We start from the raw sequence: 13410 nt of genomic DNA on the forward strand, positions 1-13410 counted from the left end.
TCAGCTGTAACCATCGCCAATGAGGTGTTCCGGAGGGCTCCGGGTCAGGGGGTGGCGTCGTCGAGGCAGGTCAGCAGCATGGCCCAGAATTCGGAAAAGTCGTTGACGACCACATCCGGCCGGTAGGGGTGGTTGGTATCACCCGGGAACAGCCGGTTGAGGGCCGGCAGGTCCCACTGGGCGCTGTTGAAGAATACGGCGGTCTGGCCAGCGCGCTGGGCCGCGCTTACATCCGTGGTGCTGTCGCCCACGTACCAGATGCCGGTGTCCGAGGCTTGCTCCAGGCGTTGCGCCGCGAGCAGCAGCTGGTCCGGGTGAGGTTTGCGGTGGGGCACGTCGTCGCCACAGATGTTGAGGGCGAACAGTTCTGTCCAGCCGCCGTCATCCACCAGCCGCAGTTCCTCCTCGAAGAATTCACGGTCGCGGTTGGTGATCACGCCAATGCGCAGGGGAAGTGTGTTCAGCGTCGAGAGCAGGTCCCGCACCCCCGGTTCCAGTGGCAGCACGGAGCCGTAGTGGCGGCGGTAATGATGCCGGAAAACCTGGTGGGCAAGGCTCTTGCTGGTGTCGTCCTCACCGAAAAGCACCTCGAAAATGTCGGTTCTTGAGATCTTGCGGTCGGCGCGGACCTGGGGGTGCAGGCGGGAGTGGTCGCGTGCGTAGTCCACCAGGCGCTGCTCCTCCGGGGAGCGGGCGTTGGAGGTGGTGGCGATGTTGTCCAGAAGGCCCCGTTCCCGGAGTTCCGGCAGCATGTCGTCCACCGCGTGGTACATGGCGTCCAGGGTATCCACCAGGGTGGCGTGCCAGTCGAACAGGATAACCCTGGGGGGTGTCAGGTTGACCACCGAGGGGTGCCAGTCCGGTTCGATACGGGGTTCCGGCGGCTGCGGCGCCGGATAGGGGGGCGGCCGCCTGGCATCGAGTGTGGCCCTGGCATCGCCCTCCAGATTTTCCGCGATGCGGTCGGTCAGCGCCTCGAAGGAATGGGCGATGGCGGCTGGATGGTGGTCGGGATCGCCGGCAAAACGGCGTTCGATGTACTCCGGCTCCCACTGGCCACCGTTAAAGAAAACCGGGGTGACGCCCGCGTTGCCGGCAGTGATCATGTCCGTGGTGCTGTCGCCGACATACCATACCCGTTCATCCGCCGGGCACCCTGCAGCCTCCGCAGCTTTCAGGATGATCTCGGGGTCGGGTTTGTAGGCGGTGACGTCCCCGGCGCAGACGATGACGTCGATCAGCGGCGTCCAGCGCCCGCCATCAACCAGGGTGAGTTCATGCTCCAGGAATTCCCGGTTGCGGTTGGTGGCCACACCCAGGCGGATGCCGGCGGCACGCCAGGCGCTGAGGTACTCGAAGATCCCCTCCTGGAAGGGCCTGACTTCGCCGTAGTGGCTGCGGTAACAGGCGTTGTAGGCTTCGTGGGCAATCTGCTTGGCGGCAGTGTTGTCGCCGAAGATGGCATTGAAGATATCGGTGCGGGAGACCCGGCGTTCCGAAAGGATGCGTGGGTGGAGTCGACGGAAGAGGCGGATGTAGCGCACCAGCCGCGCGTCATCCGCGGTCTTGCACTGGTCTTCCGGGAGCAGTTCCTCCACCAGTCCCAGCTCCTCCAGTTGGGGGAGCATCTCTTCCATGGCTGAGAACATCGCGTCGTGGGTATCCACAACGGTTCCGTGCCAGTCAAAGAGGATCAGTTCAGGTGTCGCTGAGGCGGGCCAGTTCACGGTGCAGCTCCGCTTCGTCGCCGAGGTTCAGTTCCACCAGGCGCCGGAGGTGGGTGGCGCTTTCCAGGTCCATGGACCGGCACTCGAAACCCAGGCAGTCATCTTCCCGGTGCCGCAGCGTGGCGCCCATGGTGATCTGGGTGGTGTTGTCCGAAAGCCAGATGGTGATGGTGTAGCCCTCGCCGGGCTGCCCGCTGAAGTCCTCTGGAGCTTTCAGTAGCGCACCGTGGAGTGAGATGTCCTGTACCTGGCTGGGCCAGATGCGGTCTCCCAGATGGATCTCACAGGCGGCATCGAACAGGATGCGGCTGAAAAAGCGGCGTTCCCGGCTGGCCATGGGGCAAACCTCATCAGGGCGTTTCCTTCACTATAGTGAAAGATGCCCTGATGGGGAAAACCACTCAGGCAAGTTTCTTGTGCTTGACCCGCTTGGGTACCCAGGCGTCCTCGCCCTTGCGGGCGCGCAGGTCGCGGTCGTAATCCGAGAAATTGCCCTCGTGGAAGACCACCTCGCCGTCACTCTCGTAGGCCAGGATGTGGGTGGCGACCCGGTCCAGGAACCAGCGGTCGTGGGAGATGATCATGGCGCAGCCCGGGAATACCAGCAGGGCTTCTTCCAGGGCACGCAGGGTTTCCACGTCCAGATCGTTGGTGGGCTCGTCCAGCAGCAGGACGTTGCCGCCTTCCTGCAGCAGCTTGGCCAGGTGCACCCGGTTGCGTTCACCGCCGGAGAGTTCCTTGATGCGCTTCTGCTGCTCAGCGCCCTTGAAGTTGAACCGGCCCACGTAGGCGCGGGACTGGGTCTGGTACTGGCCCACCTGAATGATGTCCTGGCCGCCGCTGATTTCTTCCCAGACGCTGTTCTCCTCGTTGAGTTCGCGCATCTGGTCCACGTAGGCCAGTTCCACGGTCTCGCCCAGCACGATCTGGCCCTCATCCGGTTGCTCGGTACCGGCGATCATGCGGAAGAGGGTGGACTTACCGGCGCCGTTGCCACCGATGATGCCGACGATGCTGGCCGGCGGCACGCTGAAGGTCAGGTTCTCGAACAGGACTTCGTCGTCATAGCGCTTGGTCACGCCCTCAACCTCGATCACCTTGTTACCCAGGCGTGGACCCGGCGGAATATAGAGTTCGTTGGTCTCGTTGCGCTTCTGGAATTCCTGGGAGTTGAGCTCCTCGAAGCGCTTCAGGCGGGCCTTGTTCTTGGACTGCTGGCCCTTGGCCTGGGTCTTGACCCATTCCAGCTCCTGCTGGACGGCCTTGCGCTGGGAAGCTTCCTGCTTGGCCTCCTGCTCCAGGCGCTTCTCCTTCTGCTCAAGCCAGCCCGTGTAGTTGCCCTGGAAGGGAATGCCCTGACCACGGTCCAGTTCGAGGATCCAGCCGGCGACGTTGTCCAGGAAGTAGCGGTCGTGGGTGATGGCCACCACGGTACCTGGGAAGTCGTGCAGGAAACGCTCCAGCCACGCCACACTCTCGGCGTCCAGGTGGTTGGTGGGCTCGTCCAGCAGCAGCATGTCGGGACTGGAAAGCAGCAGTCGGCACAGCGCCACGCGGCGGCGTTCACCGCCTGAAAGATGGTGTACGCCAGCGTCCCATGGCGGCAGGCGCAGGGCATCCGCAGCCACCTCCATGCGTCGCTCGATATCATGGCCCTCGGAGGCCTGGATGAAGGCTTCCAGCTCGCCCTGCTCCTTGGCGAGGGCGTCGAAATCCGCGTCCGGCTCGGCGTAGGCGGCGTAGACCTCATCCAGACGCGCCAGCGCCTTGTGGACCCCTTCAACGGACTCCTCAATGATCTCACGGACGGTCTTGTTCTCGTCCAGCTGTGGCTCCTGGGGCAGGTAACCGATGTTCAGGCCCGGCAGAGGGCGCGCTTCGCCCACATAATCCGTTTCAACACCGGCCATTATCCGCAGCAGGGTCGACTTACCCGCGCCGTTGAGGCCGAGAACGCCGATCTTAGCGCCGGGGAAGAAACTCAGGTTGATGTCCTTGAGGATCTCTTTCTTCGGGGGAACGACCTTGCCTAGGCCATTCATGCTGAATACGTACTGAGCCATGGAATGGGTATCCTGCTGGGAAGTCGGAAAATGGAAGCTTGAATCTGGACGTACGTTAACCAATCGCAGCTTTCGAGGCAATAAAGACCGCCAGTGGCGGGCGTTCTGGCGCGTTTTGGGGCGGCGGATGTTATTGCGGCCCCTTTTCGGTAGAATAGCCTCGCCTTCAGAGAGACCCCGAGAGTTCATCATCGACCATTTTCTGGCAAGCAAAGGCGTTCCTCGGGGCGCGTCAATTGCCAGCACACGAGAGGCTGACAATGTTTAAGCGAGATATGACCATTGCCGGTTACGACGAGGAAGTCTGGAATGCCATGGAGGCGGAAGTCCGCCGACAGGAAGAGCATATCGAACTGATCGCGTCTGAAAACTACACCAGTCCACGCGTGATGGAAGCGCAGGGCTCGGCACTCACCAACAAGTACGCCGAGGGTTATCCCGGCAAGCGCTACTACGGTGGTTGCGAGCACGTGGACGTGGTAGAGGAGATCGCCATTGAGCGTGCCAAGAAGCTGTTCGGAGCGGATTACGCCAACGTCCAGCCGCATTCCGGTTCCTCCGCCAACAACGCGGTCTACCTGGCGCTGATGAAGCCGGGTGATACGGTGCTGGGCATGAGCCTGGACGCCGGTGGCCACCTGACCCACGGGGCCAGCGTCAACTTCTCCGGCAAGACCTACAATGCGGTGCAGTATGGCCTGGACACGGAAACAGGCATGATCGACTACGACGAAGTCGAGCGCCTGGCGGTTGAGCACAAGCCCAAGGTCGTACTGGCCGGTTTCTCCGCTTACTCCCAGGAGCTGAATTTCAAGCGTTTCCGCGAGATCGCGGACAAAGTGGGCGCTTACCTGTTCGTGGACATGGCCCATGTGGCCGGTCTGGTAGCAGCCGGTGTCTACCCGAACCCGGTGCCCTACGCGGACGTGGTGACGACCACCACTCACAAGACCCTGCGGGGCCCGCGCAGTGGCCTGATCCTGGCCAAGTCCAATCCGGAGCTGGAGAAAAAGTTCAACTCCGCGGTCTTCCCGGGCAGCCAGGGCGGCCCGCTGATGCACGCGATCGCCGGCAAGGCGGTGTGCTTCAAGGAGGCCATGCAGGATGACTTCAAGGAGTACCAGCAGCGTGTGGTGAAGAACGCCCAGGCCATGGCCGAGGTGTTCCAGCAGCGCGGCTTCGACGTGATCTCCGGCGGCACGAAGAACCATCTCTTCCTGCTGAGCCTGATCAAGCAGGACATCACCGGTAAAGACGCGGACGCCGCGCTCAGCAAGGCCAATATCACGGTCAACAAGAACGCGGTCCCCAACGACCCGCGCTCGCCGTTTGTGACCTCAGGTCTTCGGATCGGCACACCGGCGATGACCACGCGCGGCTTTGGTGAAACCGAGGCACGGGACCTGGCCGGCTGGATGTGTGATATCCTTGATGATCTGGAAAATGAAGAGACCATCGAGCGGGTCCGTAAGCAGGTTCTGGAGCTGTGCCGGCGTTTCCCGGTCTACGCTGACTGACCTCCTGCTGATACCCGCTTGCCGTCCGGGAGTGTAACGGGATGCATTGCCCTTTCTGCGGCGAGGCGGATACCAAAGTGATCGACTCGCGCCTGGTTGCCGATGGCGACCAGGTGCGCCGTCGTCGTGAGTGTCTGTCCTGCCGCGAACGCTTCACCACCTTTGAAGGGGCGGAGCTGATTATGCCCCGGGTGGTCAAACAGGACGGCTCGCGGGTTCCCTTCGATGAGGACAGGATGCGCGAGGGCCTGATGAAGGCCCTCGAAAAGCGTCCTGTGGATATTGAGGCCATTGAGGCCGCCATCAATCGGATCAAGTTCCGGCTGCGTTCCACCGGTGAACGGGAAGTGAAATCCCTGATGATCGGTGAGGAGGTCATGTACGAACTGCGCCAGCTCGATAAGGTGGCTTACGTTCGTTTTGCTTCCGTGTACCGCAGCTTCCAGGACATCAATGAATTCAAGGACGAGATCGAGCGGCTGAGCCACTCCGGTGACGTGGGCGATGAATCCCCCGTGACCGTGGCGGCACGGGCGCTGAAGGAATCCGTGGATAAATAGTCCGGAAACGGGTGCCCGCCTTGACCAACGCTTCCGATACCCGATACATGGCCCTGGCGCTGCAGCTTGCCGAACGCGGTCTGTACAGCGCACACCCCAACCCCAGGGTTGGCTGCGTTGTGGTCAGTGAGGGCGACATTGTGGGCTGTGGCTGGCACCGACGGGCCGGCGAGGCTCACGCGGAGGTGAACGCGCTCGCCGAGGCGGGGGCGCGTGCGCGCGGGGCGAGCGTATATGTGACCCTGGAGCCCTGCAGCCATCATGGGCGCACGCCGCCCTGTGCCCAGGCGCTGGTTGATGCCGGTGTTGCGCGGGTGGTGGTGGCCACCGGGGATCCGAATCCGGCGGTAGCCGGCCAGGGGCTGGCGCTGCTGGAAGCGGCGGGCATCGAAACGCTCAGCGGCGTGCTGGAGGAACCGGCGCGGGCGCTGAACGCGGGTTTTCTGCGGCGCATGGCCGGTGGCGCACCCTGGGTCCGGCTCAAGGTGGCCGCCAGCCTTGATGGGCGTACCGCCATGGCCTCCGGTGAAAGCCAGTGGATCACGGGACCTGACGCCCGCTCGGACGTCCAGCGGCTGCGTGCCCGCTCCGGTGCCATCATCACCGGTTCCGGGACGGTTCTGGACGACGACCCGTCGCTGACGGTGCGCCCTGAAGAGCTGGGGGAGCTCGGAGACAAAACGCTGCCGCCGCAGCAGCCTCTGCGTGTGGTGCTTGACCCGCGTCTGCTTACGGCCCCTGACGCCCGTGTGGTGACGGGAGAGGGGCAATGCCTGGTGGTGAGCACTGCGGCGGCTCTGGAGGAAAGCCGGGCCAGGCCCCTGCGTGACGGTGGTGCCGAAGTGGTTACCGTGGACCCCGATGGCAGTGGCCGACCGGCGCTGGCGGCGGTCCTGGGGCTTCTGGCTGCGCGTGGGATCAATGACGTGCTCATTGAGGCGGGTGCCACGCTGGCGGGCGCGGCCCTGGAAGCGGATGTGATTGACGAATTCTGGCTGTACCAGGCACCAACAATGCTGGGCAGTCGGGCGAAACCCATGGCGGAGCTGGCGCTGGATCGGATGGCGCAACAGCACCGGATGGAGGTATGGGACCGGCGGGTGGTCGGCGCGGATCAGCGACTGATCCTGAAACCCGCGGCGTCCGGCCATTAAGAGACAGCGAACAGGGTGCAGAATGGCGCTGAACAGTATTGAGGAAATCCTTCAGGACATCCGCGAGGGTCGGATGGTCATCCTGATGGACGACGAGGACCGGGAGAATGAAGGCGATGTGATCATGGCCGCCGAGTGCGTCCAGCCCGAGCACGTGACCTTCATGGCCACTGAGGCGCGCGGCCTGATCTGCATGCCCATGGCCCGCGAGCGCTGTGAGCGCCTTAACCTGCCGCTGATGGTACAGCGCAACAGTTCCGGGTTCGGCACCAAGTTCACGGTCTCAATTGAGGCGGCCAAGGGAGTGACTACGGGGATTTCCGCCGCTGACCGGGCCCGCACCGTGCAGGTGGCTGCATCTCGGGGTGCCAGGGCGGAGGATATTGTGAGCCCGGGCCACATCTTCCCGCTGATGGCGCAGCCCGGAGGCGTGCTGTCTCGGGCGGGTCACACCGAGGCGGCCTGCGACCTGGCCAGTATGGCCGGATTCGAGTCGGCCGGTGTGATCTGTGAGGTGATGAACGATGACGGCACCATGGCACGCCGCCCCCAGCTGGAGGAGTTCGCGGAACGCCACGGACTGAAGATCGGCACCATCGCGGACCTGATCCACTACCGCACCATGAACGAACGCACTGTTGAGTGCGTTGATCACTACGAGATGGCGACGGAATACGGGGTATTCCGACTGCACACCTATCGCGATTCCATTCAGGGTGAGACCCATCTGGCACTGACCATGGGTGAGGTGGACCCGGAGAAGCCAACGCTGGTCCGGGTCCACATCACGGACACCCTGCGGGATCTTCTGCACGCCAACTATCCGGGATCGCCACGCTGGCCGCTGCACGAGGCCATGCGCAAGGTGGCCGAGGAAGGCTCAGGGGTGATCGTGCTTCTGAACAACGGCCAGGACAGCTATGCACTGGAGGAGCGCATTCGAGGCTTTTTTGAGGCCCACTCGGATGGCAAGCCATCCACGGACTCCTCAGGCAGTTCCGGTGTCTACCTGACCGTGGGTACCGGTTCCCAGATCCTGCGTGAACTCGGGGTGAGCCGGATGCGGCTGATGAGCGCCCCCATCAAGTTCTCGGGGATTTCCGGATTTGATCTGGAGGTTGTGGAATACCTCCCCTACGATGACGGGAACGGCCAGTAAGGTTGAGACCCGCTACGGAGACAGCAATGACAGACATCAAGACCATTGAGGGTGACTTCACCGACTGCCGCGGGGACTACGCGCTGGTGGTGGGTCGCTTCAACGGGTTCGTGGTTGAGAGCCTGGTGGAGGCGGCTACGGACACCCTGATCCGGCATGGCATCAGCCGGGACAGTATCACCATCTACCGCGTACCGGGCGCATACGAGATTCCGGTGGCGGCCCAGAAAGTGGCCCGGAGCGGGCGCCATGATGCGGTGATCGCACTGGGCGCGGTGATCCGGGGTGGCACACCCCATTTTGACTACGTGGCCGGGGAAAGTTCCTCCGGTGTGGGCAGTGTGAGTCTGGACACAGGGCTGCCGGTCATTTTCGGCGTACTGACCCTGGACACCATCGAGCAGGCCATTGAGCGCGCCGGCACCAAGGCCGGTAACAAGGGCGCCGACGCTGCCATGACGGCACTGGAAATGGTCAGCCTGTTCCGGAGGATTGACGCGCAATGAGTGAAGGCGGTCAGCCAGAGAACAACCAGGGCAAGTCACGCCCGGCGGATCGCCGCAAGGCGCGCTCGCTGGCGCTTCAGGCCCTGTATCAGCGCCACTTCTCCGACAGCCCGATCAGCCAGATCGAGGCGGAGTTCGTGACCGACAACGACATGGAGAAGATCGACGGGGCCTACTTCCGGGAGCTGCTGCAGGGCGTGGATCGTTCCCGCAGTGACCTGGACCGTCAGTTCGAGCCCCTGCTGGACCGTCCGGTCAGTGATCTTGACCCCATTGAGCTGGCCATCCTGCGCATCGGCACCTTCGAGCTGATGAACCGCATTGATGTGCCCTACCGTGTGGTGGTCAACGAAGGTATTGAGTTGGCCAAGCGCTTCGGCGGGACCGACGGCCACAAGTACATCAACGGCATACTGGATCGCCTCAGCCCGCGCCTGCGCCCGGCGGAAACACGCTCGCGGCGGGCCTGATCCCGCCCGGTTCCACCATGGACGAATTCAGCCTGATCGACCGGTTCTGGAAGCCCCTGGGTGACGCGGTCACCCACAGTGAGGTGATTGAGGGCATCGGCAATGACGGCGCGGTTGTACGCTGCCCGCCCGGTCAGGATCAGGTGATGACCATGGATACCCTGGTGGAGGGCGTCCACTTTCCCCGTGATATGCCGCCCCATGCCCTGGGCTGGCGTGCTCTGGCCGTGAACCTCAGCGATCTCGCCGCCATGGGTGCCCAGCCTCTGTGCTTTACGCTCTCGGTGACACTGCCGGAAGCCAGTACTTCCTGGCTGGCCGCATTTGCGGACGGCATGAAGGCGCTGGCGGTGCGCGAGAACATCCAGTTGGTGGGCGGGGATACCACACGTGGCCCATTGAGCATCACGGTGCAGGCCCAGGGGCTTCTGCCGGCCGGGTCAGCCGTGCGCCGTGGTAATGCCCAGCCCGGTGACCGGATCTGCGTCAGCGGCAGTCTGGGAGAGGCCGGTGAGGCGCTCAACTGGTTGGACGAATCGGATACTCCGGATCCGGCGGTGGACACCGCGCTCCAGCGCTACCGGTACCCGGAACCCCGCCTGGCTCTCGGGCAGTGGCTGCGTGAGGCCGGCTCTGCAGCCGTGGACGTGAGTGACGGTCTGCTGGCGGATCTCGGGCATCTTCTGGTTGACCGGGGTGCCCGGCTGGACTGGCAGGCCCTGCCGGTTTCCGATGGACTGGTCTCCCTGCGGGGTCTGGAAGGGGCCCGGCGGTTGGCTGCGTCTGCAGGGGACGACTATGAGCTGCTGTTTGTCTGGCCGGGCGGTGGACCTGCACCGTCAGGGCCGAAGGGCAGTGCGTTGCCACTGACCGTGATCGGGACCGTGACAGAAGGCGCTGGCGTGACGCTCAATGGCCCTGAGGGCAGCATCCAGCTGGAGGAGCAGGGTTACACCCATTTCGGAGGGCACCATGACTGATACTGCGGTTAATCCGCGCGCACTGCTGCGGGATCCCGGTCACTGCCTGGCGTTGGGTCTGGGCTCCGGATGCACCCGGAAGGCGCCCGGAACCTGGGGAACCCTGGCGGGTCTGCTGCTCTACTCGCTGATCGTCTGGATGCCCTGGCCGGTCTACCTGGGCGTTCTGGTGTTGACCTTCGTGGCCGGGATCTGCCTGTGCGAGCGTACGGCGAAAGCGCTGGGCGTGCATGACCATCCAGCCATTGTCTGGGACGAGTTCGTGGGCATCTGGCTGGCGCTGGCACTGCAGCCGACCGCGCTGGTCTGGCTGCTGTTCGCGTTTGTGGCCTTCCGCTTCTTCGACATCATCAAGCCCTGGCCCATCGGCTGGCTGGACCGTCGTGCCCCCGGTGGGCTCGGCATCATGGTCGACGACGTGGTGGCCGGCGCCTATGCCCTGGTGCTGATGGCGCTGCTCCAGTGGGGATTCTGAAGTGCTGCTTCAGTGCCGGGTCTCTGACTGCTGTTCCGGCAGCATCCGCACGACGCTCAGGAACCGGCGCAGTCCTACCTCGGCACGCTCACGGGTCGCGTAGGGGCCGCTGTCAAAACCTTCCCGGGTGGTGAAGTACCAGCGGTTGCCGACGCAGAAAAAACGGCTGCTGCGGAACGGGATGGGGGTGCGCTCTTCACCCGCCCTCGGTTTCGGCTCCATGGTTGCCCCCTTAAATACCATGTGGTTGTCGTTGTTTTCGGCCGCGTCTTTCCGGGTACTCACTGATCACCCCTCGCCGTCAGTATAGACAGATTTAAACCCAATTTGACAATCCGTCACGAATCGCCACCCACAGCGGGATACGGTTACATGATGTTACTGGATTGTGATTGGCAGGACTGCCTTAAGTCTACCGTTTATTTGTCCATTCCGGCCATAACATTGGCTTCAATTGCTTCCACGGCGGTCTCGATCAGCTCGGCGAGCTGTTCACCGTCCGGTACCAGGTCCGGGCAGGTGGTGAGATTGACGTGGACGGCGCCCGCGTAGCTCTGCGCCAGAATGGCCAGGCCGGCACCATGGAACAGGGGCGCCGAGTTGATCTGGTGTACCAGTCGGGCGCCCTTCAGGTAGAGGGGCACCTGGGGACCGGGGACATTGGTGATGGGTAAATTGAAGGCAGGCTGGTAGTGCTGGGCCAGATGGAATTCGCTGTAGAGCCGGGTCGACAGGGCCACCAGGGTGGAGGGCAGGCGTTCCGTCAGCCGGTCCGCCGCGATGGCTTCCCGGTAGTTCTCCGAGGTTCGGGTGTTATCGCGGATACGGGCCACCCGGCGTGCCGGGTCGGGTTCATCCGTGGCCAGGCTCACCAGCATGGCGGACATCTGGTTGCCCGTGGGCTGGCGGAGGCTGCGTGAGCGCACGGATACCGGTGTAAGCGCCACCAGGCTCTCCCGGGTGTCGATGCCGTGGCTGACCATGTAGCGGTTCAGGGCTTCCGCACAGATTCCGAGGACCAGGTCATTGAGACTGATATCCGGCCCGATAGCGGCCTTGAGCGTCTTGAGGCGCGCCAGATCAATGGAGGTGTTGTGCAGGCGGCGGCGTTCCGTCAGGTTGCGGTTGAAGGGCGTGCGCGGTGCGCCCAGAACATCCCTGGCGGCGCGGAGCCGGCCAATGGGGTGCTCCAGGAGGTCGCGCAGGGCCGCTGTCATGGTGGACTGTGTCAGGGTCATGAACTGGAAGGGCTTGCGCAGCAGGTTCAGGGAGGCCCGGGTCAGAAGCTGCTCCGCCCGTGGCGCGGGCTCCGGCTGCCACGCCGGCGGTCGTGTCTTGGTCGGGGTGTCGGGGGTGTATTCCAGGAGCTTGCCCATCACCTCTTCGCCACTGAAGGCATCGACAGCGGCATGATGCACCCGGACCACCAGGGCGAAGCCATCCACCGGGAGCAGGGAATCCCGGCCGAATCCATCGATCCAGGTCACCTGCCACAGGGGGCGCGTCCGTGGCAGAAGGGTGGCCAGGCGTTCCCCGGCCAGGTCCATGAGGGCGTCATAGCCGCCGCCCTGGAGATCCACGGATTCCAGGTGCCGGTTGATGTCGAAATCCGGGTCGTCAATCCAGTACGGGCGGTCCAGGTTGAATGGCAGGGTCATCAGCTTCTGGCGGAAGAACCCCGCCAGGTGCAGGCGGTGGTTCAGGTAATCCCGGAAGTCATCGAAGGTCAGGGCCTTTTCCCGTTCCGAGGCATCAAAGATGTAGACGCCCCCAATGTGCATTGGCGTGGTTTCGGATTCGAGAAAGAGAAAGGACGCGTCCAGTTCGTTCAGCTGATGCATCAGGGAAATCCGCTCTGCTCCGTGATGGGTGATGTCCGTTTCAGGCCGGATCGAGCCAGGGGTCGAAGTAGTCCGGTCGGGAGAGGTGCTCCCAGAACCAGTTGATGGCCTTGCCCTGGTCTCCGCGCCGGCGGGCCATGCAAAGTATCACTGGCGGGCGCTTGGTGGCTACGTTTAGAGCCACGAGTTCCCCGGATGCCAGGGCCGATTCCACCTGCGGGCGAGGCAGCCAGCCTACGCCCATACCGGCTTTCTGGGCCTCGATCTTGTGGGCCATGCTGGAGACCTTAAGAGTGCGCTGGCGGGCAAAGATACCCGCGGAACCGGCCGGCAGCTGGCGCGAACTGTCCGCCGCCACGACTGCCGGCCAGGCGCTCAGGATCTCTTCGGAAAGTGGGCCTGTTTCGACCGCCAGGGGGTGATTGTGAGCGACGGCATAGACGAAGGGCACTTGGCCTATATCCCGGTGCTCAAAATCCCCCGGAGGCTGGATTTCGCTGGTGGCCCCGGCAATAAGGTCCGCCCGACCCGTGTGGAGGGCGTCCCAAGGGCCATTGAAGACTTCGTCGAGCAGGTGAATTTCTACCGGAACGCCGAGTTCGTTGAATGCACTGACTGCTGGGAATAGAGCTGACACAGGAAGTAGGGCATTGACCGCAATCGTCACGCTCGCTTCCCAGCCTTCGGCCACGCGTCGGGTGGTGCGCGCCAATGTATTGGCGGCTTCCAGAAGCTGCCGGCCTTCCTCCAGCAGGTAGTGGCCGGCATTGGTCAGGGTTGCCCGGTGGCCGGAGCGGTCAAACAGCAGCACATCCAGGTCTTCCTCCAGCTTGTGCACCGTGTAGCTGATGGCGGAGGGCACCCGGTGCATCTCCTCGGCGGCAGCGGCAAAGCTGCCCTTGCGGGCGATGGCGTCGAGCACGCGCAGGGCGTCTATGGTGATGGGAAATGCCATGGT

General features: G+C 63.6%; 14 protein-coding genes. 8 read left to right on the forward strand and 6 right to left on the reverse strand.

Features of this window, described 5'->3' with window-relative positions:
* Nucleotides 1-44: 44 nt before the first annotated feature.
* The 3 genes from GLW01_RS13080 to ettA form a co-directional block, all read right to left on the reverse strand.
* Nucleotides 45-1727 (reverse strand): HAD family hydrolase, encoded by a 1683-nt coding sequence (locus GLW01_RS13080; protein ID WP_340162455.1) that lies wholly within the window; start codon nucleotides 1725-1727, stop codon nucleotides 45-47.
* On the reverse strand, nucleotides 1699-2064 hold the full coding sequence (locus tag GLW01_RS13085) for a PilZ domain-containing protein (protein ID WP_151440352.1): 366 nt from the start codon (nucleotides 2062-2064) through the stop codon (nucleotides 1699-1701). Before GLW01_RS13085 ends, GLW01_RS13080 begins: the two co-directional genes overlap by 29 nt.
* Before the next feature lie 64 nt (nucleotides 2065-2128).
* Complete coding sequence (gene ettA / locus GLW01_RS13090) at nucleotides 2129-3790, reverse strand: energy-dependent translational throttle protein EttA (RefSeq protein ID WP_160899311.1); 1662 nt, start codon at nucleotides 3788-3790, stop codon at nucleotides 2129-2131.
* Nucleotides 3791-4050: 260 nt separating this feature from the next.
* Between ettA and glyA the strand changes: the two genes are divergently transcribed.
* The 8 genes from glyA to GLW01_RS13130 are packed head-to-tail and all read left to right on the forward strand — an operon-like array spanning nucleotide 4051 to nucleotide 10611.
* On the forward strand, nucleotides 4051-5307 hold the full coding sequence (glyA, locus tag GLW01_RS13095; protein WP_151440350.1) for a serine hydroxymethyltransferase: 1257 nt from the start codon (nucleotides 4051-4053) through the stop codon (nucleotides 5305-5307).
* Nucleotides 5308-5348: 41 nt separating this feature from the next.
* Nucleotides 5349-5867: a transcriptional regulator NrdR gene (gene nrdR, locus GLW01_RS13100; RefSeq protein ID WP_095618076.1), complete on the forward strand. Its 519-nt coding sequence runs from the start codon at nucleotides 5349-5351 to the stop codon at nucleotides 5865-5867.
* An 11-nt stretch (nucleotides 5868-5878) separates the two neighbouring features.
* Nucleotides 5879-7021 (forward strand): bifunctional diaminohydroxyphosphoribosylaminopyrimidine deaminase/5-amino-6-(5-phosphoribosylamino)uracil reductase RibD, encoded by a 1143-nt coding sequence (ribD, locus tag GLW01_RS13105; protein ID WP_340162456.1) that lies wholly within the window; start codon nucleotides 5879-5881, stop codon nucleotides 7019-7021.
* Between the two features lie 22 nt (nucleotides 7022-7043).
* Nucleotides 7044-8180, forward strand: a complete 1137-nt coding sequence (gene ribBA, locus GLW01_RS13110; RefSeq protein WP_151440349.1) for a bifunctional 3,4-dihydroxy-2-butanone-4-phosphate synthase/GTP cyclohydrolase II — start codon at nucleotides 7044-7046, stop codon at nucleotides 8178-8180.
* Nucleotides 8181-8206: 26 nt separating this feature from the next.
* Nucleotides 8207-8686 carry a 6,7-dimethyl-8-ribityllumazine synthase gene (gene ribH, locus GLW01_RS13115; protein ID WP_151440348.1) on the forward strand — a complete coding sequence of 160 codons (480 nt, stop codon included), beginning with the start codon at nucleotides 8207-8209 and terminating at the stop codon, nucleotides 8684-8686.
* Nucleotides 8683-9156 (forward strand): transcription antitermination factor NusB, encoded by a 474-nt coding sequence (nusB, locus tag GLW01_RS13120; protein ID WP_160899312.1) that lies wholly within the window; start codon nucleotides 8683-8685, stop codon nucleotides 9154-9156. Before ribH ends, nusB begins: the two co-directional genes overlap by 4 nt.
* 17 nt (nucleotides 9157-9173) lie before the next feature.
* Complete coding sequence (gene thiL, locus GLW01_RS13125; RefSeq protein ID WP_160899313.1) at nucleotides 9174-10136, forward strand: thiamine-phosphate kinase; 963 nt, start codon at nucleotides 9174-9176, stop codon at nucleotides 10134-10136.
* Nucleotides 10129-10611, forward strand: coding sequence for a phosphatidylglycerophosphatase A family protein (locus GLW01_RS13130; RefSeq protein WP_160899314.1), 483 nt, complete (start codon nucleotides 10129-10131; stop codon nucleotides 10609-10611). Before thiL ends, GLW01_RS13130 begins: the two co-directional genes overlap by 8 nt.
* A gap of 9 nt (nucleotides 10612-10620) precedes the next feature.
* On the opposite strand, the gene GLW01_RS13135 is transcribed toward GLW01_RS13130, so the two are convergent.
* The 3 genes from GLW01_RS13135 to GLW01_RS13145 form a co-directional block, all read right to left on the reverse strand.
* Nucleotides 10621-10896 (reverse strand): DUF6316 family protein, encoded by a 276-nt coding sequence (locus GLW01_RS13135; RefSeq protein ID WP_340162457.1) that lies wholly within the window; start codon nucleotides 10894-10896, stop codon nucleotides 10621-10623.
* A 134-nt stretch (nucleotides 10897-11030) separates the two neighbouring features.
* On the reverse strand, nucleotides 11031-12452 hold the full coding sequence (locus GLW01_RS13140; RefSeq protein WP_160899315.1) for a wax ester/triacylglycerol synthase family O-acyltransferase: 1422 nt from the start codon (nucleotides 12450-12452) through the stop codon (nucleotides 11031-11033).
* Nucleotides 12453-12492: 40 nt separating this feature from the next.
* Nucleotides 12493-13407 carry a LysR substrate-binding domain-containing protein gene (locus GLW01_RS13145; protein ID WP_160899316.1) on the reverse strand — a complete coding sequence of 305 codons (915 nt, stop codon included), beginning with the start codon at nucleotides 13405-13407 and terminating at the stop codon, nucleotides 12493-12495.
* Nucleotides 13408-13410: the final 3 nt, after the last annotated feature.

This window comes from Vreelandella halophila, assembly GCF_009856365.1.
In the GTDB taxonomy this organism is placed as follows: Bacteria; Pseudomonadota; Gammaproteobacteria; order Pseudomonadales; family Oleiphilaceae; genus Halospina; species Halospina utahensis_B.

Coding starts and splice junctions, on each gene's coding strand:
- ribH (WP_151440348.1), top strand. CDS start 8,207: ATGACAGACATCAAGACCATTGAGGGTGACTTCACCGACTGCCGCGGG.
- ettA (WP_160899311.1), bottom strand. CDS start 3,790: ATGGCTCAGTACGTATTCAGCATGAATGGCCTAGGCAAGGTCGTTCCC.
- ribBA (WP_151440349.1), top strand. CDS start 7,044: ATGGCGCTGAACAGTATTGAGGAAATCCTTCAGGACATCCGCGAGGGT.
- nrdR (WP_095618076.1), top strand. CDS start 5,349: ATGCATTGCCCTTTCTGCGGCGAGGCGGATACCAAAGTGATCGACTCG.
- GLW01_RS13145 (WP_160899316.1), bottom strand. CDS start 13,407: ATGGCATTTCCCATCACCATAGACGCCCTGCGCGTGCTCGACGCCATC.
- GLW01_RS13130 (WP_160899314.1), top strand. CDS start 10,129: ATGACTGATACTGCGGTTAATCCGCGCGCACTGCTGCGGGATCCCGGT.
- thiL (WP_160899313.1), top strand. CDS start 9,174: ATGGACGAATTCAGCCTGATCGACCGGTTCTGGAAGCCCCTGGGTGAC.
- GLW01_RS13085 (WP_151440352.1), bottom strand. CDS start 2,064: ATGGCCAGCCGGGAACGCCGCTTTTTCAGCCGCATCCTGTTCGATGCC.
- GLW01_RS13140 (WP_160899315.1), bottom strand. CDS start 12,452: ATGCATCAGCTGAACGAACTGGACGCGTCCTTTCTCTTTCTCGAATCC.
- glyA (WP_151440350.1), top strand. CDS start 4,051: ATGTTTAAGCGAGATATGACCATTGCCGGTTACGACGAGGAAGTCTGG.
- nusB (WP_160899312.1), top strand. CDS start 8,683: ATGAGTGAAGGCGGTCAGCCAGAGAACAACCAGGGCAAGTCACGCCCG.